This window comes from Nocardia acidivorans NBRC 108247, assembly GCF_001625085.1.
GTDB classification, from domain to species: Bacteria; Actinomycetota; Actinomycetes; order Mycobacteriales; family Mycobacteriaceae; genus Nocardia; species Nocardia acidivorans.
On sequence record NZ_BDAW01000044.1, the window covers coordinates 24,070 to 48,854 of the forward strand.

Annotated in this window: 23 protein-coding genes and 1 pseudogene; 7 read left to right on the plus strand and 17 right to left on the minus strand. The window is 67.5% G+C overall.

Annotated elements, in window-relative coordinates; genetic code table 11:
- Positions 1–36: 36 nt before the first annotated feature.
- From NA10_RS23000 to NA10_RS23010, 3 genes and pseudogenes are all read right to left on the minus strand, one after another.
- Positions 37–270, minus strand: a pseudogene (locus NA10_RS23000) (peptidylprolyl isomerase); the annotation flags it as partial.
- 25 nt (positions 271–295) lie between these two features.
- Positions 296–751 (minus strand): hypothetical protein, encoded by a 456-nt coding sequence (locus NA10_RS23005; protein ID WP_067571355.1) that lies wholly within the window; start codon positions 749–751, stop codon positions 296–298.
- A 109-nt stretch (positions 752–860) separates the two neighbouring features.
- Positions 861–1,511 (minus strand): TetR/AcrR family transcriptional regulator, encoded by a 651-nt coding sequence (locus NA10_RS23010; protein ID WP_067571431.1) that lies wholly within the window; start codon positions 1,509–1,511, stop codon positions 861–863.
- 87 nt (positions 1,512–1,598) lie between these two features.
- Here NA10_RS23010 and NA10_RS23015 point away from each other — a divergent pair, with 87 nt between their 5' ends.
- A complete protein-coding gene (locus NA10_RS23015; RefSeq protein ID WP_067571433.1) occupies positions 1,599–2,735 on the plus strand; it encodes an epoxide hydrolase family protein in 1,137 nt (378 codons plus the stop codon).
- 84 nt (positions 2,736–2,819) lie between these two features.
- Here the strand turns inward: NA10_RS23015 and NA10_RS23020 are convergent, their stop codons facing one another.
- Positions 2,820–3,968: a GTP-binding protein gene (locus NA10_RS23020; protein ID WP_067571357.1), complete on the minus strand. Its 1,149-nt coding sequence runs from the start codon at positions 3,966–3,968 to the stop codon at positions 2,820–2,822.
- A 78-nt stretch (positions 3,969–4,046) separates the two neighbouring features.
- Here NA10_RS23020 and thiD point away from each other — a divergent pair, with 78 nt between their 5' ends.
- From thiD to NA10_RS37645, 4 genes are all read left to right on the plus strand, one after another.
- Positions 4,047–4,895: a bifunctional hydroxymethylpyrimidine kinase/phosphomethylpyrimidine kinase gene (thiD, locus tag NA10_RS23025; RefSeq protein WP_067571359.1), complete on the plus strand. Its 849-nt coding sequence runs from the start codon at positions 4,047–4,049 to the stop codon at positions 4,893–4,895.
- Positions 4,896–4,979: 84 nt separating this feature from the next.
- Positions 4,980–6,221 carry a bifunctional glycosyltransferase family 2/GtrA family protein gene (locus tag NA10_RS23030; RefSeq protein ID WP_067571435.1) on the plus strand — a complete coding sequence of 414 codons (1,242 nt, stop codon included), beginning with the start codon at positions 4,980–4,982 and terminating at the stop codon, positions 6,219–6,221.
- A gap of 171 nt (positions 6,222–6,392) precedes the next feature.
- The gene (locus NA10_RS23035) at positions 6,393–8,447 is read left to right on the plus strand and encodes a glycosyltransferase family 39 protein (RefSeq protein ID WP_067571361.1); all 2,055 of its coding nucleotides are present in this window, start codon (positions 6,393–6,395) and stop codon (positions 8,445–8,447) included.
- A 367-nt stretch (positions 8,448–8,814) separates the two neighbouring features.
- Entirely contained in the window at positions 8,815–8,982 is a 168-nt protein-coding gene (locus tag NA10_RS37645; RefSeq protein WP_169812628.1) for a hypothetical protein, read from the plus strand.
- 1 nt (position 8,983) lies between these two features.
- On the opposite strand, the gene NA10_RS23040 is transcribed toward NA10_RS37645, so the two are convergent.
- From NA10_RS23040 to NA10_RS23070, 7 genes are all read right to left on the minus strand, one after another.
- Positions 8,984–9,598 carry a TetR/AcrR family transcriptional regulator gene (locus NA10_RS23040; protein WP_067571363.1) on the minus strand — a complete coding sequence of 205 codons (615 nt, stop codon included), beginning with the start codon at positions 9,596–9,598 and terminating at the stop codon, positions 8,984–8,986.
- A gap of 6 nt (positions 9,599–9,604) precedes the next feature.
- Entirely contained in the window at positions 9,605–10,390 is a 786-nt protein-coding gene (locus tag NA10_RS23045) for an enoyl-CoA hydratase family protein (RefSeq protein ID WP_067571365.1), read from the minus strand.
- Positions 10,391–10,421: 31 nt separating this feature from the next.
- Positions 10,422–11,585, minus strand: a complete 1,164-nt coding sequence (locus NA10_RS23050) for an acyl-CoA dehydrogenase family protein (RefSeq protein ID WP_067571366.1) — start codon at positions 11,583–11,585, stop codon at positions 10,422–10,424.
- Positions 11,586–11,588: 3 nt separating this feature from the next.
- Entirely contained in the window at positions 11,589–13,580 is a 1,992-nt protein-coding gene (locus tag NA10_RS23055) for an acetyl/propionyl/methylcrotonyl-CoA carboxylase subunit alpha (RefSeq protein WP_067571368.1), read from the minus strand.
- 8 nt (positions 13,581–13,588) lie between these two features.
- Positions 13,589–15,193: an acyl-CoA carboxylase subunit beta gene (locus NA10_RS23060; protein ID WP_067571370.1), complete on the minus strand. Its 1,605-nt coding sequence runs from the start codon at positions 15,191–15,193 to the stop codon at positions 13,589–13,591.
- Positions 15,190–16,338 (minus strand): acyl-CoA dehydrogenase family protein, encoded by a 1,149-nt coding sequence (locus NA10_RS23065; protein ID WP_067571437.1) that lies wholly within the window; start codon positions 16,336–16,338, stop codon positions 15,190–15,192. The genes NA10_RS23060 and NA10_RS23065 overlap by 4 nt, the downstream gene beginning before the upstream one ends.
- Positions 16,339–16,426: 88 nt before the next feature.
- Positions 16,427–18,142 (minus strand): acyclic terpene utilization AtuA family protein, encoded by a 1,716-nt coding sequence (locus NA10_RS23070; RefSeq protein WP_067571372.1) that lies wholly within the window; start codon positions 18,140–18,142, stop codon positions 16,427–16,429.
- A gap of 139 nt (positions 18,143–18,281) precedes the next feature.
- On the opposite strand from NA10_RS23070, the gene NA10_RS37650 reads away from it, so the two are divergent.
- A complete protein-coding gene (locus tag NA10_RS37650) occupies positions 18,282–18,446 on the plus strand; it encodes a CG2302 family histidine operon protein (protein ID WP_507763262.1) in 165 nt (54 codons plus the stop codon).
- 14 nt (positions 18,447–18,460) lie between these two features.
- Here the strand turns inward: NA10_RS37650 and NA10_RS23075 are convergent, their stop codons facing one another.
- The 6 genes from NA10_RS23075 to thiO all read right to left on the minus strand — a co-directional run bounded on the left by NA10_RS23075 (position 18,461) and on the right by thiO (position 23,811).
- Positions 18,461–19,303 carry an adenylate/guanylate cyclase domain-containing protein gene (locus tag NA10_RS23075; RefSeq protein ID WP_067571439.1) on the minus strand — a complete coding sequence of 281 codons (843 nt, stop codon included), beginning with the start codon at positions 19,301–19,303 and terminating at the stop codon, positions 18,461–18,463.
- A 467-nt stretch (positions 19,304–19,770) separates the two neighbouring features.
- Positions 19,771–20,538: an ABC transporter permease gene (locus tag NA10_RS23080; RefSeq protein WP_067571374.1), complete on the minus strand. Its 768-nt coding sequence runs from the start codon at positions 20,536–20,538 to the stop codon at positions 19,771–19,773.
- Complete coding sequence (locus tag NA10_RS23085) at positions 20,538–21,482, minus strand: ABC transporter ATP-binding protein (RefSeq protein ID WP_067571376.1); 945 nt, start codon at positions 21,480–21,482, stop codon at positions 20,538–20,540. Before NA10_RS23085 ends, NA10_RS23080 begins: the two co-directional genes overlap by 1 nt.
- A gap of 100 nt (positions 21,483–21,582) precedes the next feature.
- Complete coding sequence (locus NA10_RS23090) at positions 21,583–22,347, minus strand: thiazole synthase (RefSeq protein ID WP_067571378.1); 765 nt, start codon at positions 22,345–22,347, stop codon at positions 21,583–21,585.
- Positions 22,340–22,552, minus strand: coding sequence for a sulfur carrier protein ThiS (thiS, locus tag NA10_RS23095; RefSeq protein WP_067571380.1), 213 nt, complete (start codon positions 22,550–22,552; stop codon positions 22,340–22,342). The genes NA10_RS23090 and thiS overlap by 8 nt, the downstream gene beginning before the upstream one ends.
- A complete protein-coding gene (thiO, locus tag NA10_RS23100) occupies positions 22,549–23,811 on the minus strand; it encodes a glycine oxidase ThiO (protein WP_067571382.1) in 1,263 nt (420 codons plus the stop codon). The genes thiS and thiO overlap by 4 nt, the downstream gene beginning before the upstream one ends.
- Positions 23,812–24,079: 268 nt before the next feature.
- Between thiO and thiE the strand changes: the two genes are divergently transcribed.
- Entirely contained in the window at positions 24,080–24,784 is a 705-nt protein-coding gene (gene thiE / locus NA10_RS23105) for a thiamine phosphate synthase (protein ID WP_067571384.1), read from the plus strand.
- Position 24,785 lies beyond the last annotated feature (1 nt).

A 24,785-nucleotide genomic window follows, 5' to 3' on the forward strand; every position in this document is an offset into this window, starting at 1 on the left:
CCGAGCCTCCTCGATCTCCGCCGGTGATACCGAAATCTATTCGGCGGCAATGGAACCGATTTCGACGCTGAGCTTCGGCTCGCCGTCCACACCACCGGTGACCGTCCCGGCCGCCGCGACCCGGTCGAGCACGGCCAGCCCGGCCTGATCCACGGTGCCGAACACGGTGTAGGTGGGCGGAAGCGTCGAATCGCCGTAGACCATAAAGAACTGGCCGCCATTGGTTCCGGCCCCGGTGAGCGGAGCCGGTCCGGCGTTGGTCATGGCGAGCGTGCCCCGCGGGTAGAGAACCTGACTATTCGGGCGAGTAGTAGGTGCCCTTACCGGGGGTGTGCGGGAGGTTGGTGTCGATGGTGACCTCTATGCGGCCGGGGCCGGTGGGGAGGGTTTCGGGGACCCAGAGGGCGTCGGTGGGGCCGAAGGGGGTGCCGTCGCCGAGGGGAACGGGCGGGAAGGTGCCCGACGCGCCGGAGTCGAGGTTCTTCCAGGACAGGGTGGCGGTGACACCGCAGCCCTGCGCGAGGATCGGCAGGAAGGTGAAATCGGCTCGTATCCAGACGGTTTGCTTGCCGTAGAAGGTGTTCTGCGGATCGTGGAAGGCCAGCACCTGACCGAAGCAGGGGAAGGCGCCGACGCCCACGGTATTGGCGGGGGTGAAGGTGGTGACCGGGTCGGCCTGGGCGGGGGCGGCCACCGCGAGCAGGGCGGCGGCCGCGGCGGGGAGGGCGAGCAATGAGCGGAACAGGCGCACGGGAACTCCTCGGGTCGAATCGGGCGAACGACTGTCGGGTACGACTTACCTTCGGCACGACGGCCGTAAACGCTACGCAGAACTAAGGATTCGCGGGAGGTTCGGCGAATCAGCGGCTATCGGGCTGCCACCGATGCGCGAATTCATCGGGCGCGGGCGGCGGACCCGGCAGGTCCCCCGAACCGGTGAGCCCGTCGATGAGCAGGGCCAGCACCCGGCGGCGCAGTTGTACGGCGCGTTGCGGATCGGTCAGCGAGATGGCGGCGCAGGACTCCAGGATCAGGCCCAGGTCGGCGGTGGTGACCCCCGCGCGCAGCCGACCGGATTCGCGGGCACGGCGCATCAGTTCCGCATTGAGCTCACCCGCGCGGATGACCGCGGGCAGGATCGATTCATCCGGGGTGAAGGTGCCCGCGAGATGTGTTGTCAGCGAATGCACATCGGCGTCCACCACCCGCTCCAGGAAACCGGTGAACGCCCGCCAGTCATCCGAATCCGCCAGTGCCGCTTCGGCTTCTGCGTTGTACCGATGCAATCCCTGGTAGCAGAGCGTGCGCAGCAGCTCCTCCTTGCTGGGGTAGCGGCGGTACAGGGCGCTGATGCCCACCCCGGCGCGCTCGGCGACCGCGGAGATCGGGGCCTTCGGTTCGGCCAGGAATACATCGCGGGCGGCGGCCAGGATGAGTTCGTCATTGCGGGCGGCCTGCGCCTTACGTCCGGGCAGACCGCGCTGAGCTGGGGCTTCGACTGACTTCGGCATGAATCGAGAATAGCACTTGAACGGAATCATCCGTTCCGCTATCGTTTGAAACAGAACGAAACATTCCGTTCCAACAAGGAGAGAATGATGAGCGCCATCCGCCCCTTCCGCATCGACGTCCCGCAGACCCAGCTCGACGAGCTCGCCGACCGACTGCGTAAGGCGCTGTGGCCCAACGAACTTCCCGGTGTCGCCGATGCCTACGGCGTCCCCAACGGTCGCGTTCGGGACCTCGCGCGGTACTGGCTGGAGAGCTTCGACTGGCGCGCCCTGGAGGCGAGGCTGAACGCGTACCCGCAGTTCACCACCGAGATCGACGGTGAGGACATCCACTTCCTGCACATTCGCTCCGAGCGCGCGGACGCCACCCCGGTGATCCTGACGCACGGCTGGCCGGGCTCGATCCTGGAATATCTGGATGTCATCGTCCCGCTCACCGCACCCGACTCCGATCAGGATCCGGCCTTCCACCTGGTCATCCCGTCGCTGCCCGGTTTCGGGTTCTCCGGTCCGACCCGCAGCACCGGGTGGAATCGTTACCGCACCGCCCGCGCCTGGGTGGAGCTGATGAACCGCCTGGGTTACCGGCGATTCGGGACCATCGGCAATGACGCCGGATCCATGGTCGCCCCGGAGATGGGCCGCATCGCACCCGATCAGGTGCTCGGAGTCCATGTGACACAGCTGTTCTCGTTCCCCTCCGGCGATCCGGCCGAAATGGCGGATCTGTCCGAGGAGGACCTGGCCGCACTCGCGCACCTGCAGTGGTTCTACGAGAACAAGATGTCGTTCAACACCCTGCACAGCCAGCAGCCGCAGACCATCGCGTTCGCGCTCGCGGACTCCCCGACGGGTCTATTGGCCTGGAACGCACAGCTTTTCGGCGAATCGCTGGATAATGATTTCGTCATCGGGAATGTGGCCATCTACTGGCTGACCGGCACCTCCGGATCGGCGCTGCGCTTCTACTACGAGGACGCCCACGCCGAACAGCCGGCCGAGCCGACCACCGTGCCGACCGGGCTGGCCATGTTCAAGGGCGATTTCCAATCCATTCGCCGCTTCGCCGAGCGCGACCACAAGAACATCATCAGCTGGCACGCCTACGACGTGACCTCCGTCCATTCGACCAGCGCGAATGACGCGGCCGGACACTATGCCGCGCACGAGGCCACTGAAATCCTGGTGGCCGATATCCGGGAGTTCTTCGCCCGGCTGAGCTGACCCGACCGGCCGCGTGGAGCCTGATCGAACAGCTCACCGACGCGAACTACGTGCGGCGCACGCCCCGGCATCTCCAATTGAGAATCAGGCGTGCTCGTGCGCAGCACCCCAGTGCGGGAACGGATCCGGGTACCGCAGCCACGCCTGCGGCCCGGCTTCCAACTCGGCATCGGTGAGCAGCGCCGAGTTCAGCAGGTCCCGCACATGCGGGCGATCCAGTTTGATTCCGATAAAGACCAGCTCCTGCCCCGGTGCCAGATCCAGCGCCGACCAGTACGCGCCCGCCTCGAAGGTGAGATTCGGTCCGGCCTGCGACCAGATGGCGGCGAGATCGGGGCGGCTGGCCAGCCAGAAGAGTCCCTTGCTGCGCAACAGTCTTTGCAATTGCGCCAGCGCCGCCTCCAAGCGTTCGGGATGAAAGGGACGATCGGCGGTGAAGGTCATGCTGCTGATCCCGTATTCCTCGGTCTCCGGGGTATGCCCGCCCGCGAGTTCCTCATCCCAGCCGTCGAATTGGGCGGCGGAATCCGGATCGTAGAGTCCGGTGCCGAGCACTTCGGCGAGATCCAGCACGCCGTGCGCCGAATGCACCACGCGGGCCGCCGGATTGAGGCGCTTGAGCGTAGCCTCCACCGTCCCAACGGCTTTGGCGCTCACCAGATCGGTTTTGTTGAGTACCAGCACATTGGCGAACTCGACCTGATCCACCAGCAGATCCGCGATGGTGCGCGCATCCCCTTCGGCCGCTTGCATATTCCGCTGCGCGAGCGCCTGACCCTTCACCACTTCGGCCAGGAAGGTCGAGGCGTCGACCACGGTGACCATGGTGTCCAGCCGGGCGAGTTCACCGAGCTTGAACCCGTCCTCGAATTCCCATTCGAAGGTGGCGGCCACCGGCATGGGTTCGGAGATACCCGTGGATTCGACGACCAGGTGATCGAATCGCCCGGCCCGCGCCAGCCTGCCCACCGATTCGATGAGGTCCTCGCGCAGCGTGCAGCAGATACAGCCGTTGGTGAGTTCGACCAGTCTCTCCTCGGTGCGATCGAGGTGCCCCTGACCCGCGACCAGCGCCGCGTCGATATTCACCTCGCTCATGTCATTGACGATCACCGCGACCCGGCGACCCTCGCGATTGGCGAGTATGTGGTTGAGCAGGGTCGTCTTACCCGCCCCGAGGAAGCCGGAGAGCACGGTCACGGGCAGCGGGGCGGGGTGCTGGGCGAAGGTCATGGGTTAATGATAACGGTTTTCATTAACCCCGGAAGGGTGGGGTGGCCCACCCACGGTGAGTAGACCTAGGGTCTGCTTGTGAAGCTTTTGCCGCTGGCCCCGATTGGGCAGACACCCGTCCGCGCGCTCACTATCGCGGGTACCGATTCCGGCGGCGGCGCGGGTATTCAGGCCGACTCGCGCACCATGGCCATGTGCGGCGTGCACGCGTGCGTGGCGGTGGCCGCGGTGACGGTGCAGAACACGCTCGGGGTGAGCGGATTCCATGAGATTCCGCCGGAGATCGTGGCCGGGCAGGTGCGCACCGTGGTGGGCGATATCGGCATCGGGGCCGCCAAGACCGGAATGCTCGCCTCCACCGCCATTATCGAGGCGGTCGCGGCGGTGTGCGAAGAGGTCGGAATCGGCCGCGACGGGAGTATCCCGCTGGTGGTCGACCCGGTGGCCGCGTCCATGCACGGCGATCCGCTCCTGCACGCCTCGGCCCTGGATGCCTTGCGCGACACCCTGATTCCGCTCGCCACCGTCATCACCCCGAACCTCGACGAGGTGCGACTGCTCACCGGTATCGAGGTGGTCGACGATCTCACCGCGCACAAGGCCGCCGAGGCGCTGCACGCGCTCGGACCGCAATGGGCCATCGTCAAGGGCGGACATCTGCGGACCTCCTCGTCCAGCACCGACCTGCTCTTCGACGGCGAGACCTTCCACGAACTCACCGCACCGCGCATTGCCACCGGCAATGATCACGGCGGCGGCGATACCCTGGCCGCGGCCATGGCCAGCGCGCTCGCACACGGGTATTCGGTGCCCGAGGCGTTCGGATTCGCCAAGGAATGGACGCGCCGCTGCCTCGAGGCGTCCTACGACCTGGGCGCGGGGCACGGCCCGGTCTCCCCGCTGTGGCGCCTGCGGTCATCGCAATAACAGACCTATAAGTCTGCGGGGCTCCCAGGAACCTCCCAGCTCCGCCGCAGGGCCGGCCCAGCGTGCCGGACGACCGTAGTGATCATGTCCGACACCGTGACCGCCGTCCGGGCGGCGGAACCCGCAGAGTCCGTGACCGCGCCCGTAGTTGACGTGGTCGTGCCCGTCTACAACGAAGAGGTCGATCTCGGACCGTGCGTGCGCAGACTGCACGCCTTCCTCATGGTGAATTTCCCGTTCACGGCACGAATCACCATTGCCGACAATGCCTCCACCGACGCCAGCCTGCGCGTGGCGCGCCAGCTCGCCGCCGACTTCGACGGCGTCCGGGTGGTGCATCTGGACCGCAAAGGCCGCGGCCGGGCGCTGCGCGAGGTGTGGCGGGGCTCGGACGCACAGGTCGTCGCGTATATGGACGTCGACCTCTCGACCGATCTGAACGCACTGCTGCCCCTGGTCGCGCCGCTGGTCTCCGGACACTCCGATCTGGCCATCGGCACCCGGCTCGCCTCCTCGTCACGGGTGGTGCGCGGACCCAAGCGGGAGATCATCTCGCGCTGCTACAACCTGATCCTGCGCACCTCATTACAGGCCAAATTCTCCGATGCGCAATGCGGTTTCAAGGCCATGCGCAGTCAGGTGGCACGCATGGTGCTGCCGCTGGTGGAGGATGGCGAATGGTTCTTCGACACCGAATTGCTGGTGCTCGCCGAACGCATCGGACTGCGCATTCACGAGGTGCCGGTGGACTGGATCGACGATCCGGACAGCCGCGTCGATATCGTCGACACCGCGCGCAAGGATCTACGGGGCATCTGGCGGGTCGGGCGTGCGCTCGGCTCGGGCCGACTGCCCATCAACGACCTACGCGCCGCCATCGGACGCGAACCACTGGTGGAGGGCGTACCGCTCGGCATGGTCGGACAACTAGTGCGATTCGGCATGGTGGGCATCGCGTCCACGCTCGCGTATCTGCTGCTCTACGTTCTGCTGCAATCGATTACGGGCGCGCAGCTGGCGAACTTCCTGGCGCTGCTGATCACCGCCATCGGCAATACCGCCGCCAATCGGGCCTTCACCTTCGGGGTGCGAGGGTCGGCGCAGGCGGTATCGCATCAGTTGCAGGGATTGACCATCTTCGGCATCGGACTCGCGCTTACCAGCGGATCGCTTTTCGCACTGCATCATTGGGCGCCGGGCGCGGCGGTGCACCTGGAACTGGCGGTGCTGGTGATCGCGAATCTCCTTGCGACCCTGGTGCGATTCGTCGGACTGCGCTGGGTGTTCCGCAAGGCCGGGGCGCACGATGCGGCGGGCAGCCGGTGATCACGCCCGATCGGTTCGGTGGATCCCGGCCACCGGCACGCCGGGATGACGTAACGACCCCACCCCGGAATGGCGGAGCGGCTTCGCGATGGGCCGGCCATGGCGAGATGGTCCGCTGGACGTACCCCACCGTCGCCACACTTTCGAACACAACGCCCGAGGAGGTGCACGATGACCACGACATTCACTGAGCGCCACGCGGTTTCGCCACCGCCGGCCGCCACCGTGCGATACACGCGGTGGGAGTATCCGGCGCTGGCGGCGCTGCTCATCGGCACGGCCGTGGCCTACCTGTGGAATCTGTCGGTGAACGGCTGGGCGAATTCGTTCTACGCCGCCGCCGTACAGGCGGGTTCGGTGTCGTGGAAGGCGTTCTTCTTCGGCTCCTCCGACGCCGCCAACTCCATCACGGTCGACAAGACGCCACTGTCGTTGTGGCCCATGGAGATATCGGTTCGCCTCTTCGGCCTGCACAGCTGGAGCATGCTGCTGCCGCAGGCGCTCATCGGCGTGGCCTCGGTGGCGCTGCTGTGGGCCACGGTGCGGCGGGTGTTCGGGCCGGGCGCGGGACTGCTGGCCGGACTCGCCCTCGCGGTGACTCCCGTTGCGGCCCTGATGTTCCGATTCAACAATCCGGACGCACTGCTGGTGCTGCTCATGATCGCCGCCACCTGGGCCATGACCCGCGCGGTCGAGGACGGCCGCTGGCGGTGGCTGCTGTACACGGGGTTGTTCATCGGACTCGGCTTCCTCACCAAACAATTGCAGGTGCTGCTGGTGGTGCCCGCGCTGGCGCTGACCTATCTGGTCGCCGGACCGCCGAAACTGGGTAAGCGCATCGCACAACTCTTCGCCGCCGGGGCGGCCATGCTGGCGGGTGCGGGGTGGTGGTTGCTCATCGCCGAATTCTGGCCCGCCGATGATCGACCGTATTTCGGTGGCTCGCAGCATAATTCGATTGTCGAACTGACCCTCGGCTACAACGGGCTGGGCCGGTTGAACGGTGACGAGACCGGCAGCGTCGGCCCGGGTGGTGAACTCCCCGCGGGCGGCAACGGCATGTGGGGTTCCACCGGTATCACCCGCATGTTCGAACCGCAGCAGGGCGGGCAGATCGCCTGGCTGATTCCCGCCGCACTGATCCTGCTCGCGGCCGCACTGTTGTCGCGCGGCAGGGCGGCTCGTACCGATCAGCAGCGCGCCGGGCTCATGCTGTGGGGCGGTTGGCTGCTGGTGACCGGTCTGGTCTTCAGCTTCATGAAGGGCATTTTCCACCAGTACTACACGGTGGCCCTGGCCCCGGCCATCGCGGCACTGGTCGGCATCGGCGCGACCCTGCTGTGGCGCGAGCGCGAGAAGTTTTGGGCGCGTGCGGCATTGGCACTCGCACTGGGCGTGACGGTCGCGACGGCGTGGATGCTGTTGTCCCGCAGTGCTTCCTTCCAACCGTGGCTGCGCTGGACCGTACTCGTCGCAGGGATCGCCGCCACCGTGGCGCTGCCGGTGCGACTGCCGCGCAGGATCGAGATCGTGGCGGCCGCCGCGGCGGTACTCGTCGGCCTGGCCGGACCGCTGGCCTACAGCATCGACACCCTGGCCATCGGACATGAGGGACCGATCCCCAGCGCCGGACCGAATGTGCGCGGCGGCTTCGGTTTCGGCCCCGGCGGGCCGCGCGGTGAGGGCGGCGCGCAACGCATGAATGGCGATGGCGGCCAGGGCGGCCCGAATGGCGGGACCCCGGGTGGGCCGAACGGCGGTAACGAGGGTGGTTCGCACGGTAATCGGGGCGGGGCTCCCGGCGGCGCGAACACCCCCGGCGGAACCGGCAAGGGCAACCGCGAAGGTGGCGACGCGGGCAATTTCATGATGGCCGGCAAGCCCGGCGCGAAGGTCACCGCACTGCTCTCGGCCAAAGGTGACGAGTACACCTGGGTGGCCGCGGCCATCGGCTCGAACAGTGCCGCGGGGTTCCAGCTCGCCACCCAACTGCCGGTCATGCCGGTGGGCGGGTTCAACGGCAGTGATCCGTCGCCGACGCTGGAGCAGTTCCAGCGCTATGTGGCCAATGGGGATATCCACTACTTCATCGCCGGCGGCGGCTTCGGTTCCAACCGGTCGGGTTCACACAGCGCCGAGATCACCCGGTGGGTCGAGGACCATTTCACCTCGCAGGAGGTGGACGGCGTAACCCTCTACGACCTGACCGCACCGAAGACCTCCTAGCCCGGACACCGAAAGAGGCCGCCTCCGCGAACAGCGGAGACGGCCTCTTGCTTTGCGCTACAACCGAATCAGGCCAGGCCCCACGCGTGCAGCAGGTAGGTGATGTTCGACGCGATGCTGGTGACCACATTCGCGAGATTCAGAGCGGCGGAGCCGAGATCGATAATGGGCACGACAAAGTCCTTCGCGGATCGGGATCGGATACAAAACTCCAAACTAGGCCGCTGGGCAACCGTCCAGCAATGAGGTAGTTCACGTATTGCCGCAGGTCAGACGAGATGTCGACCACCCGAAAACTCCACTGTGACCCCCGCCACTCCCCTACCCTGGAATCGGCACCCGACAATCCGATCCAGGGACTGTCCGCATGAACGACCCACTCGCCCACCACCCCGCCCTGCTCAGTACCGAACGCCGGGAAGCCTTCTGGCGGCGCTCGGGCTGGCGTCCCGACCTCACCGCCCGCGAACGCGAGCGCATCGAGGAGCGCTGGGATGACGAATCCATCGATATGGCCGAGATTTTCGGCTTCTAGCTCAGCGCTCGGCGTTCAGCGCGGTGTGCAGAGTGGCGGCCCACTGCTGCACGATCTCCTTGCGGCGCAGGGAATCATCGGTGAGCACATCGGCCAGGCCGAGACCGCGCGCCAGGTCCAGGGTGGCCTGAACCAGATGGTGCGCAACGGGATCGGAGTCGTCGACGCCGAGCGCCTCCACCGCCATACGGTGCGAGGTGCGGCCGAATCGGGCCTCCAGCGGCACGATGCGCTCGCGCAGTGCGGGGTCGGCGGCGGCATGGGTCCACACCTGTAGCGCCGCCTTGAACAGAGAAGTGGTGTAGCCCTCCACCAGTGCGCTCACCACGGCTTCGGTGCGGCCCGCGCCCTCGGCGATCTCACCGATGGCCTGGGCATCGGCCAGTGATTGCGCCATCCGGGTTTCGAACATGTACTCCAGCGCCGCGGTGATCAGATCCTCGCGGGTCGGGAAGTGATGCTGTGCCGCACCGCGCGACACCCCGGCGCGCTCGGCCACCACCGCGACCGTGGCCGCCGCCCAGCCGGTCTCGGCCAGGCAGTCGATGGTCGCCTCCAGCAGCCGCTGCCGGGTGGCCCGGCTGCGGTCCTGCTTGGGTTCGTGGGGTGTGGCCATGGGTAGCTATTCTGCCCAGCTCGGCGGCCGGCGCTGAAAGAAGGCCGTCATGCCCTCGATCACATCGGGCGTCCCGAAGAAGCTGCCCGAACGCTTGGCCAGGGCGAGCGCGGACCTATCCACCTCGGCGAGCGTGGCGGCGGTGGTGAGCCGCTTACTCTCCGCCAGACCCTGCGGTGAGCTCTTGCGCAACTCGCTGATCAGGCGTTTCACCTCGGCGTCCGGATCGTCGGCGGCAATGGTGATGAGGCCGTTGCGTTCGGCCTCGGCGGCATCGAAGGTCTCGCCCGTCTGGAAGTAGCGGGCCGCCGCGCGGGAGGTCAGCCGCGGCAGCAGGGTCAGCGAAATCACGAAGGGCGCGAGTCCGAGCCGGGCCTCGGTGAGGGCGAAACTGCTACTTCGCCCGGCGACCGCGATATCGCAGGCCCCGACAATGCCCATACCGCCCGCGCGCACATTGCCGTCGATCTGGGCGATGACGGGTTTGGGCAGTTCCAGGATGTCGCGCAGCACCCGCACCATCCAGCCGGTGCGAATATCGGCCGCGGCCGCCGGATCGGCGTCCAGGGCCTCCTTCAGATCGGCTCCGGCGCAGAAGGTATTGCCGGTGTGGGTGAGCACCACCCCGCGTACCGCGCTGTCCGCGGCCGCGTTCTCCAGCCCGGCCAGCAGCTCCGTCACCAGTTTCGAGGACAGGGCATTGCGATTGTGCGGGGAATCCAGGGTCAGGACGGCGAATCCGTCCCGCACCTCATAGCGCACGAACGGCGCATCGGGGGTGGCGTCACTCATCGAATTTCCTTACGGCTCAGGAGAACACGGCTCAGTAGGACCGGGGCAGGCCGAGCGAGTGCTGTGCCACGAAATTGAGGATCATCTCGCGGCTGACCGGGGCGACGCGCGCGATACGCGAGGCCGCGAGCATACCCGCCAGACCCACATCGGAGGTCAGGCCCGCGCCGCCGTGCGTCTGGATGGCTTGATCGAGCGCCTTGATACTCGCCTCCGCCGCAGCGTATTTCGCCATATTGGCCGCCTCGGCGGCGCCGAAGTCGTCGCCCGAGTCGTACAGGAACGCGGCCTTCTGCATCATCACCTTGGCCAGTTCCAGTTCGATCTTCACCTGCGCCAGCGGATGCGAAATGCCCTGGTGCGAGCCGATCGGCGCGCCCTTCCAGACCGTGCGCTCCTTGGCGTAGGCGACCGCGCGGTCAATGGCATAGCGGCCCATACCAATTGCCATGGCCGCGCCCATGATGCGCTCCGGGTTCAGGCCCGCGAACAGCTGCGCGATGGCGGCGTCCTCCTGGCCGACCAGGGCGGCGGCGGGCAGGCGCACATCATCGAGGAAGAGCGTGAACTGATTGTCCGGCTCGATAATGTCCATCTCCTGCTTCGTCTTCACGAAGCCGGGGGCGTCGGTGGGGACGATGAACAGGGCGGGCTGGAGGTTGCCGGTCTTGGCGTTCTCGCTGCGGGCCACGATGAGCACCGCCTCGGCCTGATCCACCCCGGAGATGTAGATCTTGCGGCCGTTGAGAATCCAGTCGTCGCCATCGCGGCGGGCGGTGGTGGTGATCTTGTGCGAATTCGAGCCCGCATCCGGTTCGGTGATGCCGAAGACCATCTTGCCCGAGCCATCGGCCAGTTTGGTCAGCCAGTGCTGCTTCTGCGCCTCGGTGCCGTACTTGGTGATGATGGTGCCGCAGATGGCCGGGGAGACCACCATGAGCAGCAGACCGCAACCCTGTGCGGCGAGCTCCTCCTGCACCAGGGCCAGCTCGTAGATGCCCGCGCCGCCACCGCCGTACTCCTCCGGCAGATTCACCCCGAGAAAGCCGAGTTTGCCCGCCTCATCCCACAATTCGTCGAACGGCTCACCCTTGCGGGCCTTGGGTCCGGCGTAATCGCGGAAGTTGTACTTTGCGGCCAGTTTGGCCACCGCGTCGCGCAGCGCCTTCTGTTCGTCGGTCTCGATGAAGCTCATCGTTTACTCCTGATTGTCTTCTGGCTGGACCACGGCGAGCACGGCGCCGACCTCGACCTGCTGGCCGGCGGTGACTGTGAGTTCGGTGAGCACACCGGCGGCGGGGGCGGTGATGGTGTGCTCCATTTTCATGGCCTCCAGCCACAGAATGGGCTGGCCCTTCTCGACTCGACCGCCCAGCTCCGCGCCGAGCCGAATGACCGATCCCGGCATGGGCGCGAGCAGGGAGCCCTCGGCCACCTGATCGGCCGGATCCTCGAAACGCGGCAGACGGCGCACGGTCACCGGGCCGAGCGGGGAGTCCACGGCCACCAGATCGCCGTAGCGTGCCACCTGGAAGCGGCGGCGCACCGGACCGTGTTCCCCCGACACCTGGAGGGTGACCGAATCCGGTGTGGCTTCGAGCAATTCGAGGCCGGGATGGCCCTCGACCCGAAGACCCGCGCGGGTGAGGGTGTAGCGCACCTCATGCTTACCGGTGACGCGACTCTCGTACGACTTGGACTGCGGTTGCGACGGCAGATTGCGCCAGCCGCTCGGCAGGCCGAAACCGACACGGGCGGCCCGGCGATTGGCGGCGGCATCGGCGAGGGCGGCGGCGATGATCGACAGCGCCTCAGCGGATTCCGAGGCCAGCGGGGCGGACAGCACGTCCAGGCCGTGCGTGGTGAAGAAGGCGGTATCGGTGTCACCGGCCAGGAAGGCCGGATGCCGCAGTACCCGCACGAGCAGGTCGCGGTTGGTGACCAGGCCGTGGATCTTGGCGCGCTGTAGCGCCGAGGCGAGCAGATGCGCTGCCTCGTCGCGGGTTTCGGCGAAGGAGATGACCTTCGAGAGCATCGGGTCGTAGTGCACGCCGACCACCGAGCCGTCCACCACGCCGGTGTCCAGGCGCACGCCGGGCTCGGTGAGCACGGTGAATTCACCGGTGGTGCCGGGAATTTCGAGCTTGTGCACGGTGCCGCTCTGCGGCTGCCAGTCGTGCGCCGGATCCTCGGCGTACAGGCGCACCTCGATGGAGTGGCCGCGCATACCCGGCTGCGTCGCGGGCAGCGGCCGACCGGCGGCGACCTGCAATTGCAGGCGCACCAGATCCAGTCCGGTGACCTGTTCGGTGACCGGATGCTCCACCTGCAGACGGGTATTCATTTCCAGGAAGAAGAAGTCGCCCTTCTCGTCGGCCAGGAATTCGACGGTGCCCGCGCCCTCGTAGCCGATGGCCTCGGTGGCCAGCTTGGCGGCCTCGAACAGCCGTGCCCGCATCCCGTCGATCTTCTCGACCAGCGGGGACGGAGCCTCCTCGACCACCTTCTGGTGGCGGCGCTGAATGGAGCACTCGCGCTCGCCGACCGCCCACACCGTGCCCCGGGTATCGGCCATGACCTGCACCTCGATATGGCGGCCGGTCTCCAGATAGCGCTCGCAGAAGACCGTCGGATCACCGAAGGCCGATTCCGCTTCGCGCCGTGCGCCTTCCAGCTGCTCGTGCAGGTCGGCGAGGTCGCGCACCACGCGCATACCGCGACCGCCGCCACCGGAGGACGCCTTGATGAGCACCGGCAGCATCTCCGCGGTGACCTCGGCCGGATCGAGCTCGGCCAGCACCGGGACACCGGCGGCATCCATCATCTTCTTGGACTCGACCTTGGAGCCCATCTGCTCGATGGCGGTGACCGGCGGGCCGATCCAGGTCAGCCCCGCGGCCAGCACCGCCTTGGCGAATTCGGCGTTCTCGGAGAGGAATCCGTAACCGGGGTGAATGGCATCGGCACCGGCGGCCAGCGCCGCCTCGATGATCAGCTCACCGCGCAGGTAGGTCTCACCGGGGGTGTTGCCGGGCAGTCGAATGGCCGAATCCGCCTCCGCCACATGCGGTGCGGCGGCATCGGCGTCGGAATACACGGCGGTGGTGGCGATTCCCATGCGACGACAGGTCGCGAAAACGCGCCGCGCGATCTCACCACGATTGGCCACCAGAACGTTCGTAATGTCCATACCGGCACTCACATTCGGAAGACGCCGAAGCCCTCGGCGCCCTTGATCGGGGCATTGTGGATGGCGGACAACGCCATTCCCAATACCGTGCGGGTGTCGCGCGGGTCGATGACGCCGTCGTCGTACAGGCGGCCCGACATGAACATGGGCAGCGATTCGGCCTCGATCTGCGCCTCGATCATGGCGCGCATACCGGCGTCGGCCTCCTCGTCGAACGGGATGCCGCGCGCCTCATTGGCGGCCCGGCCGACGATGGAGATGACGCCCGCCAGCTGCGCGCCGCCCATGACGGCGGATTTGGCGCTGGGCCAGGCGAAGACGAAGCGCGGATCGTAGGCGCGACCGCACATGCCATAGTGCCCCGCGCCGTAGGACGCGCCCATCAGCAGTGAGATATGCGGAACCTTGGAGTTCGAGACCGCGTTGATCATCATCGCGCCGTGTTTGATGATGCCCTTCTGCTCGTACTCCTTGCCGACCATATAGCCGGTGGTGTTGTGCAGGAACAACAGTGGGGTGTTCGACTGATTCGCCAGCTGGATGAACTGCGCGGCCTTCTGCGCTTCCTCGGAGAAGAGCACACCCCGGGCGTTGGCGAGAATGCCGATCGGATAACCGTGCAGCTCAGCCCATCCTGTGACCAGGCTGGAGCCGTACAGCGGCTTGAACTCGTCGAAATCCGAGCCGTCCACCACGCGCGCGATGACCTCGCGCGGATCGAACGGGATCTTCAGATCGCCGGGCACGATGCCGAGCAGTTCGTCCTGGTCGTACAGCGGTTCGATGACCTCGGCGGCCGGGCGCGGGGCCGGGCCCTTCTTCCGCCAGTTCAACCGGCGCACGATGGAGCGGCCGAGTCGAATGGCGTCCTGTTCGTCCACAGCCAGGAAATCCGCCAAACCCGAAGTGCGGGCGTGCATTTCCGCACCGCCCAGGGATTCGTCATCGGATTCCTCACCGGTGGCCATCTTCACCAGCGGCGGGCCGCCCAGGAACACCTTGGAGCGCTCCTTGATCATGACCGTGTAGTCGGACATGCCCGGGATGTACGCGCCACCGGCGGTGGAGTTGCCGAAAACCAGTGCGATGGTGGGAATTCCGGCCGCCGACAAACGGGTGAGATCGCGGAACATGCGACCACCCGGGACGAAGACCTCTTTCTGCGTGGGCAGATCCGCGCCGCCGGACTCCACCAGGCCGATGACCGGGAGCCGGTTCTCCAGCGCGATATCGTTCATGCGCAGGTTCTTGCGCAGCGTCCACGGATTCGAGGTGCCGCCGCGCACGGTCGGATCGGGCGCGACGATCATGCATTCGACGCCCTCCACAATGCCGATACCGGCGATGACGCTCGCGCCGACATGGAAGTCACTGCCCCAGGCCGCGAGCGGGGCCAGCTCCAGGAACGGGGAATCCTCATCCAGGAGCAGTTCGATGCGCTCGCGCGCGGTCAGCTTGCCGCGCTTGCGATGTCTCGCCATCTTGTCCGGGCCGCCGCCCGCGATGTTCTTGGCGTACTCGGCCTCGACCTCGTCGAGTTTGGCCGTCATCGCCTCGGCGGCGGCCTGATAATCGGCCGACTTCGGATCCACGGTGCTGCGCAGAATACTCAAGACTGGAACCCCAATCGCTTTGCCGCCAGGGCGGTCAGGATTTCGTTGGTGCCGCCGCCGATGCCGAGGATGCGCACATCGCGGTACTGCCGCTCCACCTCGGACTCGCGCATGTAGCCGAGTCCGCCGAACAGCTGAACCGCCTGGTGTGCAACCCATTCCGCGGTCTCGACGGCGGTGTTCTTGGCGAAGCACACCTCGGCGATGAGATCGGTCTCACCGCGCGAGGAGCGTTCGGCGATCTGCCGGGTGTAGACGCGGGCCACATCGATCCGGCGCGCCATCTCCGACAGGGTGTTCTGTACCGACTGACGGCTGATCAGCGGACGGCCGAAGGTCTCCCGGTCACGGGTCCATTGCAGCGTCAGGTCCAGACAGCGCTGGGCCTGCGCGTACGCCTGCACCGCCAGCCCCACCCGCTCGCTCACGAAAGCATTGGCGATCTGCGCGAATCCGGAGTTCTCCGGACCGACTAGATTCGAGACCGGTACGCGCACATCGACATACGAGAGTTCGGCGGTGTCCGAGGCCAGCCAGCCCATCTTCTCCAGCTTGCGGCTGACGGTGAAGCCGGGCGTGCCCTTCTCCACGATGAGCAGCGAAACACCCGCCGCGCCACTACCGCCCGTGCGTACGGCCGTCACGACATAGTCCGCGCGCACACCGGAGGTGATGTAGGTCTTGGAGCCGTTGACGATGAACTCGTCACCCTCGCGCACCGCGGTGGTGCGCAGATGCCCGACATCGGAGCCGCCGCCGGGCTCGGTGATGGCGAGCGAGCCGATCTTCTCCCCCGCCAGGGTGGGCTTGGCGAAACGCTCGATATGGTCGGCGTTTCCGGAGGCGATAATGTGCGGCACCGCGATTCCGCAGGTGAACAGCGAGGCGAACAGCCCGCCCGAACCGCCCGCGTAATGCATCTCCTCGCACACGATGGCGGCGTCGATGGGATCGCCGCCGGAACCACCTCCTGACTCCGGGAACTGGATTCCCAGCAGGCCCAGCGCGCCCGCCTTCTTGTGCAGTTCGCGCGGGATCTCACCGTCCCGCTCCCAGCCGTCCAGGTACGGGAGCACCTCGCGCTCGGCGAATCCGCGCACGGTGGCGCGCAATTCGCGACGCTCCGGCGTCTCCCAGGGGTTCACAAAGGCAGTGCTCATGGCTGTATCTCCTTCTGGCATGACCGGGGGCTCCGCGTGGTTACGCAAGCTCCGGCCTCCGAGCCCTGACCGCTCACGCCAGTAGCTCCACAGGAATTTCGATGTGCCGAGCCCGAAGCCATTCCCCGAGCCCCTTGGCCTGCGGATCGAAACGCGCCTGATAGGCCACGCCCTCCCCGAGCAGACCCTCGACAATGAAGTTGATCGCACGCAGATTCGGCAGCACGTGCCGGGTGATCGGCAGTTTCGCGGTCTCGGGCAGCAGCAGGCGCAGCTCGTCCACGGTGAGCGCGTGCACCAGCCAGCGCCACTGTTCGTCGGTGCGCACCCATACGCCGATATTGGCATTGCCGCCCTTGTCACCGCTGCGCGCCAGGGCGATGGTGCCGAGCGGGACGCGGCGCGTCTCGCCCTGCGGAAGCGGCTGCGGCAGTCTGGGTTCGGGCACCTCGGCGAGTTCGAGGGTCTCCTCCGCCGGGGCGATGTCCACCGTGGTGCCATCGGGCAGCACCGCGATATGCGGAACCTGCTTCGCATCCACGTAGCCGGGCGAGAACACCCCGTACGGCCCGCCGTTTCCGGGCGGTGCGGTCAGCGAGAAGCCCGCGTAGCTGGCGAGCGCCAATTCCACCGCCACACTGGAGAATCCGCGTCCGACCTTGTTCGGATCCGGATCGCGCACCACACAGCGCAGCAGCGCGCTGGCCTGCTCCTCGGTCTCGGCGTCCGGCCGGTCCAGCCGGGCCAGGGTCCAGTCCATCTCGGCGGGCCGCACCGGCAGCCAGGATTCCAGCTGTCGTTGCGCCAGTTCGGCTTTGGCCTCGATATCCAGGCCGGTGACAATGAACTCCATCTCATTGCGGAAACCGCCGATGGTGTTCAGCGAGACCTTGGTCCGCGGCGGCGGCGCTTCGCCCGTGACGCCGCTGATGAGCACCCGATCCGGACCCTGCCGGCTGAGCGTGAGGCTGTCCAGCCGCGTGGTGACATCCGGCCCGGCGTAGCGCGCGCTCTGGATCTCATACATGAGCTGGGCCTCGACCGTATCCACGGTGACCGCGCCGCCGGTGCCCTCGTGCTTGGTGATCACACTGCTGCCGTCCCGGCGCACCTCCGCGATCGGGAAGCCGGGCCGATTCAGATCGGCGATCTCGGTGAAGAAGGCGAAATTGCCCCCGGTGGCCTGGGTACCGCATTCGATGACGTGTCCGGCCACCACCGCGCCCGCGAGCGCGTCGTAATCGGTTCGGCCCCAGCCGAAATGGGCGGCGGCCGGGCCGACCACCAGGGCGGCGTCGGTGACGCGACCGGTCACCACGATATCCGCACCCGCGTCCAGACCCGCCGCGATACCCCACGCGCCCAGGTAGGCATTGGCGGTGAGCGGTGCGCCGAGTCCGAGTTCGGCGGCGCGCGGCAGCAGATCGTCACCGGCCACATACGCGATCTTCGGTGCGAGACCGAGCTTTTCGGCGACCTCGCCGACCCGCTGCGCCAATCCGGCGGGATTGAGCCCGCCCGCGTTGACGACGATCTTCACGCCCTTTTCCAAGGCCAGTCCGAGATTGCTCTCCAGCTGTCGCACAAAGGTTTTGGCGTAGCCGAGGGTGCTGTCCTTCATCCGATCCCGCCCCAGGATCAGCATGGTGAGCTCGGCCAGATAGTCACCGGTGAGCACATCGAGCTGCCCGCCCTCGAGCATCTCCCGCATGGCGCTCATCCGGTCCCCGTAGAAGCCGGAGCAGTTGCCGATCCGGAGCAGCTCCGGATCCTCGCCGAGCTGACTCATTGCTGACCTCCTGTGCACCGCGCGGCGCAGCGCCCTCGCTGCGGTCCGCTCAAGGGTCACATCGGGTCAGAAAAAAATCAAGCCTGCGTGCTTGTTAATTGGCCGGTCGGATCCACCGCCCCCGAGCTCACCGGGCAAAATGATCGCCGTGTCCAAAGATGTCGCCGTGATCGTTCTGCTAGCCCTGGCCGGATTCCTGCTCGGCGGGGCCTACTCGACCTGGAAGACGATGCGCCCGCTCGCCCTCGCGCTCGGCCTTGCCGGGGTGCTGGCGGTCGCGGGCGCGGTGCTCTACCTCATCTAGCCGGTCCTACGGACCTATTCGGCTTCGAGGCGGAAGATGCGCAGATCCTCCGGCACCCCGCTGAGCGGAGCCGCGAAGAAACTGCGCCGATAGGGCTTCACCCCGAAACCCAGCTCGTCCAGGGTCTCGGGTCCGAGCGCGTCCAGGGTCGCATTGGACAGCATGGTGTTGCCATTGCCGCCCGCCTCCATCACCCGGGCGGCAATGGTGACATCGACCCCCAGCCAATCGCCGCCGATCTCCCGGGGCGTACCCGTATGCAGGCCCACGCGCATCCGCGGGCGATACCCGTCGATATTCACGGTGGTCAGATTCTCCTTGGCCGCCACCGCCGCACGCACCGCGCGATCCGCGGACGGGAACACCGCCATCAGACCGTCGCCCATGCGCTTGATGACCTGACCGCCGCGATCGGCGATCGGCGGCTCGATGGCCTTGGCCACCCGGCGCAGCAGTTCCAGGGTCCGTTCGTCACCGGCGGCCAGGGACCAGCTGGAGAAGGCCACCAGATCGGTGAACATGATGGTCACGTCCTGGGTGCCCCGGCCCTTGCCGACCCGCTCCAGCATGGCCTGCCAGACCTGTAGCGCGCCCAGCCCCAATTCACGTGCGGCACTGGGCGAATCGCCGACGAACTTATCGGCGGCCCGGGCCACCGCGCGCGCCCCGCCCGGTCCGGTGACCGAGAGCGGATCGCCGAAAGCCGGGTCGCCGGGCAGGTTTTCGCGCGCCTTGCGCACCAGGCCGATCAGATCGCCGCGCTGATTCGCGGCATTGACCAGCGCCGAGAGCTGCCCGCCGGGAAAGCGGCGGCGGCCGGGCGCGGTACCGGATTCGTCCGCGGATTCGTCGGCCATTTCGGTCGGGACCAGCGGGATCACCAGGTCGGGATCGATACGGGGTGCCCGCGACTCACGCGCACGAGACCCGTTCGCCTCCCGCGACCGGTTGCGATCGGTCCCCAATCCTTCCGAGCGGGAGGCGTCGGATGCGCGCTCGCCGCCGTCGGAGGGTCGTTCGCTCACGCCCAGAGCGTATCTCAGGGCTTGATCTCCGGATGGATTAATGACTGCCACCTGACACCTTCCGATCGGTACGAGCGGCCACATCATTGGACCCGCCGATGTTATGAGTGTTTTGGTTGCTGGGCCGATGCTACAGATGACCAGTTGGGTCCGCCAGGCGCTTCCGAACGGAATTGACACATTTCACACAGTGTTTTCCGGGGCCTCGGAAACGACATCGGCCCGATACGGATCGCTCCGTATCGGGCCGATTCTCGCCGCCGAACCGGGCAGTGGCCGGCGGCATCCCCGGGCAGGGTCTATGCGTCGCGCTTGTTCACCACGAACAGCGCGGCTCCGAACACGATTCCGACGAACACCGCGAAGTACACCAGGCTGCCCCACGGGCCCCAGTGCCAGTTCGATCCGGCCGCGTCCGCCGACGCCGACGCCGAGTAGAAGTGTCCGGCATTCGCGAACGGCATGAATGCTCCCACATTGCGGCCGAAGCTGCCGAATGCGCTGAGCAGCGACTCGAGCACGGTGGGCCACAGGATGATGAGCGAGATGGCCGCGGCGGTCTGGCGCACCAGCATGCCGACCCCGACGGCCAGCACCACGGACAGGAAGGCGTAGATCGGGACGCCGTAGATGGCGCGGGCGTTGTCGGCATTGGTGAGCACCAGATCGGCGCCGCCCTCCGCACCGCTGATCACCTTGGCCAGCACGAATGCCAGCAGGGTCAGCACGCCGATCAGCACCGCTCCGAAGGCGCCGATCAGCAGCGCTTTGGTGAGCAGGACTTTATCGCGCGCAGGGGTTGCTAGAAATGTGCTGCGAATGGTTCCGAAGCGGTATTCACTCGTTACCGCCAGCGCCGCCAAGATCATCAGCACCAGTACGCCGAAGCCGCTCACACCACCCACGACGGTGGTCACGTGCAGGGGCGGGGTATCGGCCCTGGGTGAGCGATTCACCGCCGCGACCAAGGCCGCGAAGCCCAGACCCAGCAGCACGATGATTGCCGAGCACCACCACGGCGACCGGGTCGAGGTGAGTTTGATTCGTTCCGCCGCGAGCACGCCCATCAGAGCGCACCTCCCATCACCTGGTCGAAGCCTTCGCCGTGGTACTCCACCGCACTACCGGTCATCTGTATGAACGCCTCCTCCAGCGAGGCCCGCTGCGGCGACAGCTCGAAGAGCGTTATGTCATTGGCGCCGGCCAACTTTCCGACCGCGTCGGAGGCGACACCGGCGACCACCAGGGCCGCGCCCTCGGCGTCCGCGCCCGCCTCGCGCACCGTCATACCGTTGGCGGTGAGCAGGCTGCGCAACTGATCCAGCTGCGGACTGCGCACGCGCACAGACTGTTCCGACGCCTTCTCGATGAAATCCTTGGTGGTGGTGTCGGCCATCAGCTGGCCGCGCCCGATGACGATCAAATGCTCTGCGGTCTGGGCCATTTCGGACAGCAGGTGACTGGAGACCAGCACCGTGCGGCCCTCGGCGGCCAACCGCTGCATGAAACGGCGAATCCACAGAATGCCCTCGGGATCGAGGCCGTTCACCGGTTCGTCGAACAGCAGCACCTTCGGATCGCCCAGCAGCGCACCCGCCAGACCGAGCCGCTGCGACATGCCGAGCGAGAACCCGCCCGCGTTCTTATTGGCTACCTCGGCGAGGCCGACCAGGCGCAGCACCTCCTCCACGCGGGCCGCCGGAATGTCATTGGATGCCGCCAGCCAGCGCAGATGCGAGCGCGCGGAGCGATTCGGATGCACCCATTTGGCATCGAGCAGCGCGCCGACCTCGGTCAGCGGGCGCTTCAAATCGCGGTACGGCTTACCGTCGATGAGCGCGGTGCCCGCGGTCGGTTCGTCCAATCCCAGGATCATCCGCATGGTGGTCGACTTACCCGCCCCGTTCGGGCCGAGAAAGCCGGTCACCAACCCCGGACGCACCGTGAACGACAGATCCGACACCGCGACGGTCTGCCCGTAGTGTTTGGTCAGGCCCCTCAGTTCGATCATGGGACCAGTCTTCCTCGAGTTGTGCGGACGCACTATCGATCAGAGGTCGCGCGTCCCGTACCCCTCGAGGATGACTCGGCCCCCGAGGGGGCACCCAGGTTCACAGCGCCGGGGATGAGGCCTGTGCCCAGAAGCGCTTGGGGATGCGGCCCGCTCGCCGGGCCAGCCAACCGGCCTGGACCGCGTTGGCCATGGCGGTCGCCATCAGCGCGGGTTCACGGGCCCGGGTCACGGCCGTCGCGAGCAGGACGGCCGAACAGCCGAGTTCCATGGCCAGGGCCGCGTCACTGGCGGTGCCGATACCGGCGTCGAGGATGACCGGGACACCGGCGGCCGCGACGATCATCTCGATATTGTGCGGATTGCCGATGCCGAGGCCGGTGCCGATGGGCGAGCCCAGTGGCATGACGGCGGCGCAGCCGATGTCCTCCAGGCGCCGGGCCAGGACCGGGTCGTCGGTGGTGTACGGCAGCACCGTGAAACCGTCGTCCACCAATTGCTCTGCGGCGCTGACCAATTCGATCGCATCCGGGAGCAGGGTGCGCTCGTCGGCGATGACTTCCAGTTTCACCCAATCGGTTTCGAGGGCATCGCGGCCCAGCTGCGCGGTGAGCACGGCCTCGGCGGCGGTGCGGCATCCGGCGGTATTGGGCAGCGGGGCGATCTCCAAGCGCTTCAACAGATCCAGCACACCGGTACCGCCCGCGGCGTCCACCCGGCGCATGGCGACCGTGGTCAGCTCGGTGCCCGAGGCGATCAGCGCCTCCTCCAGCACGGCCAGATTGTCCGCCCCGCCGGTGCCCATGATCAGCCGCGACCCGAACTCGCGGCCCGCGATCACCAGCGGATCCGTCGCGCTAGCCACCCTGCACCGCCGTCAGCACCTCGAGCTCCCAGCCCCGCCCGACCGGCTCATCCCACCGCGACTTCGGGAACAGCGCACCATCCACCGCCACCGCCACCCCCTGACACGGCAGATTCAATTGCTCCAGCACCTGACGCACCGTCGGCGCCTCGGCGAATTCATGGTCCGCACCATTGACGGTGATACCAACGGGAACTGCGGTCATCGGACTCCTCCTGAGGGAAGCGTTGTGGGCGAAGCGGTCCAATATCGGGTCTGCGACAACCGCCGCGTCTCGGCGGGGGTGAGGGGGCGCGGATCGCGGCCGAAGCGGGCGGGGGTGGCGGCCCGGGCCTGCGGGAGGTCGGTGTCGGCGAGCAGGGCAAGGACGGCGTCGGCGGTGACGGGGGTGTCGAGAATTCCGTTGCGGCCGTGGCCCGTTGCCACGATCACCCGATCGTCGAGATAGCCGATCAACGGCATGTTGTCCGGGGAGCCGGGCCTGGAGCCCGCGATGGCCTCGGCGAATTCGTATTCGCCGATACCGGGCAGGATGGCTTCCGCGTCATTGATCAGGTCGCGTACCCCGGCAACGGTGACGGTGGTGTCGAAGCCCTGCTCGTATTGGGTTGCGCCGAGCACGATTCCGTCGCTGCGCGGGACCAGGTAGATGGGGCGGCCGTGCACCCGGGCACGAATCACGCCCTGCGGCGGCGGGGGCGCGCTCGGTCTGCGACGCAGTCGTAGGATCTCGCCCTTCACCGGCCGCACGGGGAGACCGGGCCACAATTCGGCGGTGGCCGCGCCCGCCGCCAGCACGATGCGATCGTGCCGGAGATCGCCCAGGCGCCGTACCGATTCCGTGGACCGTTCCCCGGCAGCGCTCGATGACTCCGACGAAACCACCTGTACGGCAAGGAATTCCACACCCGCCGCCACACACGCCGCACGCAGGGCCGCCACCAGCGCGCGATTGTCCACCGCGGGCTCCGCGGCGGACAGCAGCCCGGCCCGGACCGTCCGCGCCAGCCCGGGTTCGGCGGCGCGCACTCCGGCCCGATCCAGCAGGACCGGCAACCGATCCTCGGCATCGCCCGGATCGCCGAGCAGGAACGGCACATCCTGGGTGTCCAACCAATCGGCGATGGTGCGCAGGTCGGCGGCGTCGGCGGCGTCGAGGGCGACGGTGAGGGTACGGGTGGCGGTGAAGAGTTCGGCGCCGGTGAGCGCTTGCAGCCGGGCGGCGAAGTCGGGCCAGCGGGCGAGGGAGGCTGCGCCGAACTCCAGGGCGGCCGACTCCCCCGGCCAGCCTTCCGACAGCGGCGCGAGCATGCCGCCCGCGACCCAGGAGGCCCCCGATCCGCTCGCCGGATCGAACAGTGTGACCGTCCAGCCTTCCTCTGCGGCACGCCATGCCACCGAAAGCCCGATCACACCGCCGCCCACGACGGCCAGGGTCCGCACCGTTTCCACCTCGCACTGCATCTCTTGCGCCGCTCTTCGCGGCGCGGGGTCGATCTCATTGTGCCGCCGCACGCGGCCCGGGTCACGGTCGTCACGGCCGCGGCCCGGACTCCCCGGTGCCACGCCGCATGCCTGCGGACGCGGACTTCGGGGTCGACGGTCCGGCCAGGTGTGGGTCGCGTGGCCGACGCGAGCCGATCGTGGCGCGGGAGGCCGCGGATCGGGGTGCGGCGGGAATTCACCGCACCGCCCGTTTCGTCCCAACGGTAGCGCGACTAGCGTCGGGGGCGTGCAACCCTCCCACGTGAACCGGCCCGCCACACCGCGCGAGCGATTGGCCGATGCGCGCCTGTACCTGTGCACCGATGCGCGCCGGGACCGGGGCGACCTCGCCGCCTTCGCCGACGCCGCCCTGGCCGGGGGCGTCGACATCATCCAATTGCGGGACAAGGGCTCGGCCGGTGAGCAGGAATTCGGACCGCTCGAGGCCAAGGCCGAACTCGGGGCCCTGGCCGAATTGAAGGCCGCCGCGCGCAGGCACGGGGCCCTGGTGGCCTGTAATGACCGCGCCGATATCGCACTGGCCGCGGGTGTGGACGTCCTGCATCTCGGTCAGGGCGATCTGCCGCCGTGGTACGCCCGCAATATTCTCGGCCCGGAGGTGGTGATCGGCCGCTCCACGCACAATCGCGCACAGGCCGGACTGGCCGCCATCGATGAGCACATCGACTACTTCTGCACCGGCCCGGTGTACGCGACGCCGACCAAGCCCGGGCGGCAGCCCGCGGGCCTCGACCTGGTGCGCTCCACCGCCGAATCGCATACCGCGCGCCCCTGGTTCGCCATCGGCGGCATCGACGATCAGCGCCTGCCCGAGGTGCTGGCGGCGGGCGCGACCCGAATCGTGGTGGTACGGGCCATTACCGAGGCCCGCGACCCCGAATCGGCGGCGCGTGCGCTCAAGCAGCGGGTGCTGGACAACCTCGCGAATTGAG

What these genes read in the sequence shown, in the direction of transcription:
- NA10_RS23010 (WP_067571431.1), bottom strand. Translation starts at nt 1,511, where the DNA reads ATGCCGAAGTCAGTCGAAGCCCCAGCTCAGCGCGGTCTGCCCGGACGT.
- NA10_RS23015 (WP_067571433.1), top strand. Translation starts at nt 1,599, where the DNA reads ATGAGCGCCATCCGCCCCTTCCGCATCGACGTCCCGCAGACCCAGCTC.
- NA10_RS23020 (WP_067571357.1), bottom strand. Translation starts at nt 3,968, where the DNA reads ATGACCTTCGCCCAGCACCCCGCCCCGCTGCCCGTGACCGTGCTCTCC.
- NA10_RS23030 (WP_067571435.1), top strand. Translation starts at nt 4,980, where the DNA reads ATGTCCGACACCGTGACCGCCGTCCGGGCGGCGGAACCCGCAGAGTCC.
- NA10_RS23035 (WP_067571361.1), top strand. Translation starts at nt 6,393, where the DNA reads ATGACCACGACATTCACTGAGCGCCACGCGGTTTCGCCACCGCCGGCC.
- NA10_RS37645 (WP_169812628.1), top strand. Translation starts at nt 8,815, where the DNA reads ATGAACGACCCACTCGCCCACCACCCCGCCCTGCTCAGTACCGAACGC.
- NA10_RS23040 (WP_067571363.1), bottom strand. Translation starts at nt 9,598, where the DNA reads ATGGCCACACCCCACGAACCCAAGCAGGACCGCAGCCGGGCCACCCGG.
- NA10_RS23045 (WP_067571365.1), bottom strand. Translation starts at nt 10,390, where the DNA reads ATGAGTGACGCCACCCCCGATGCGCCGTTCGTGCGCTATGAGGTGCGG.
- NA10_RS23050 (WP_067571366.1), bottom strand. Translation starts at nt 11,585, where the DNA reads ATGAGCTTCATCGAGACCGACGAACAGAAGGCGCTGCGCGACGCGGTG.
- NA10_RS23055 (WP_067571368.1), bottom strand. Translation starts at nt 13,580, where the DNA reads ATGGACATTACGAACGTTCTGGTGGCCAATCGTGGTGAGATCGCGCGG.
- NA10_RS23070 (WP_067571372.1), bottom strand. Translation starts at nt 18,142, where the DNA reads ATGAGTCAGCTCGGCGAGGATCCGGAGCTGCTCCGGATCGGCAACTGC.
- NA10_RS37650 (WP_507763262.1), top strand. Translation starts at nt 18,282, where the DNA reads ATGATCGCCGTGTCCAAAGATGTCGCCGTGATCGTTCTGCTAGCCCTG.
- NA10_RS23075 (WP_067571439.1), bottom strand. Translation starts at nt 19,303, where the DNA reads ATGGCCGACGAATCCGCGGACGAATCCGGTACCGCGCCCGGCCGCCGC.
- NA10_RS23080 (WP_067571374.1), bottom strand. Translation starts at nt 20,538, where the DNA reads ATGGGCGTGCTCGCGGCGGAACGAATCAAACTCACCTCGACCCGGTCG.
- NA10_RS23085 (WP_067571376.1), bottom strand. Translation starts at nt 21,482, where the DNA reads ATGATCGAACTGAGGGGCCTGACCAAACACTACGGGCAGACCGTCGCG.
- thiS (WP_067571380.1), bottom strand. Translation starts at nt 22,552, where the DNA reads ATGACCGCAGTTCCCGTTGGTATCACCGTCAATGGTGCGGACCATGAA.
- thiO (WP_067571382.1), bottom strand. Translation starts at nt 23,811, where the DNA reads ATGCAGTGCGAGGTGGAAACGGTGCGGACCCTGGCCGTCGTGGGCGGC.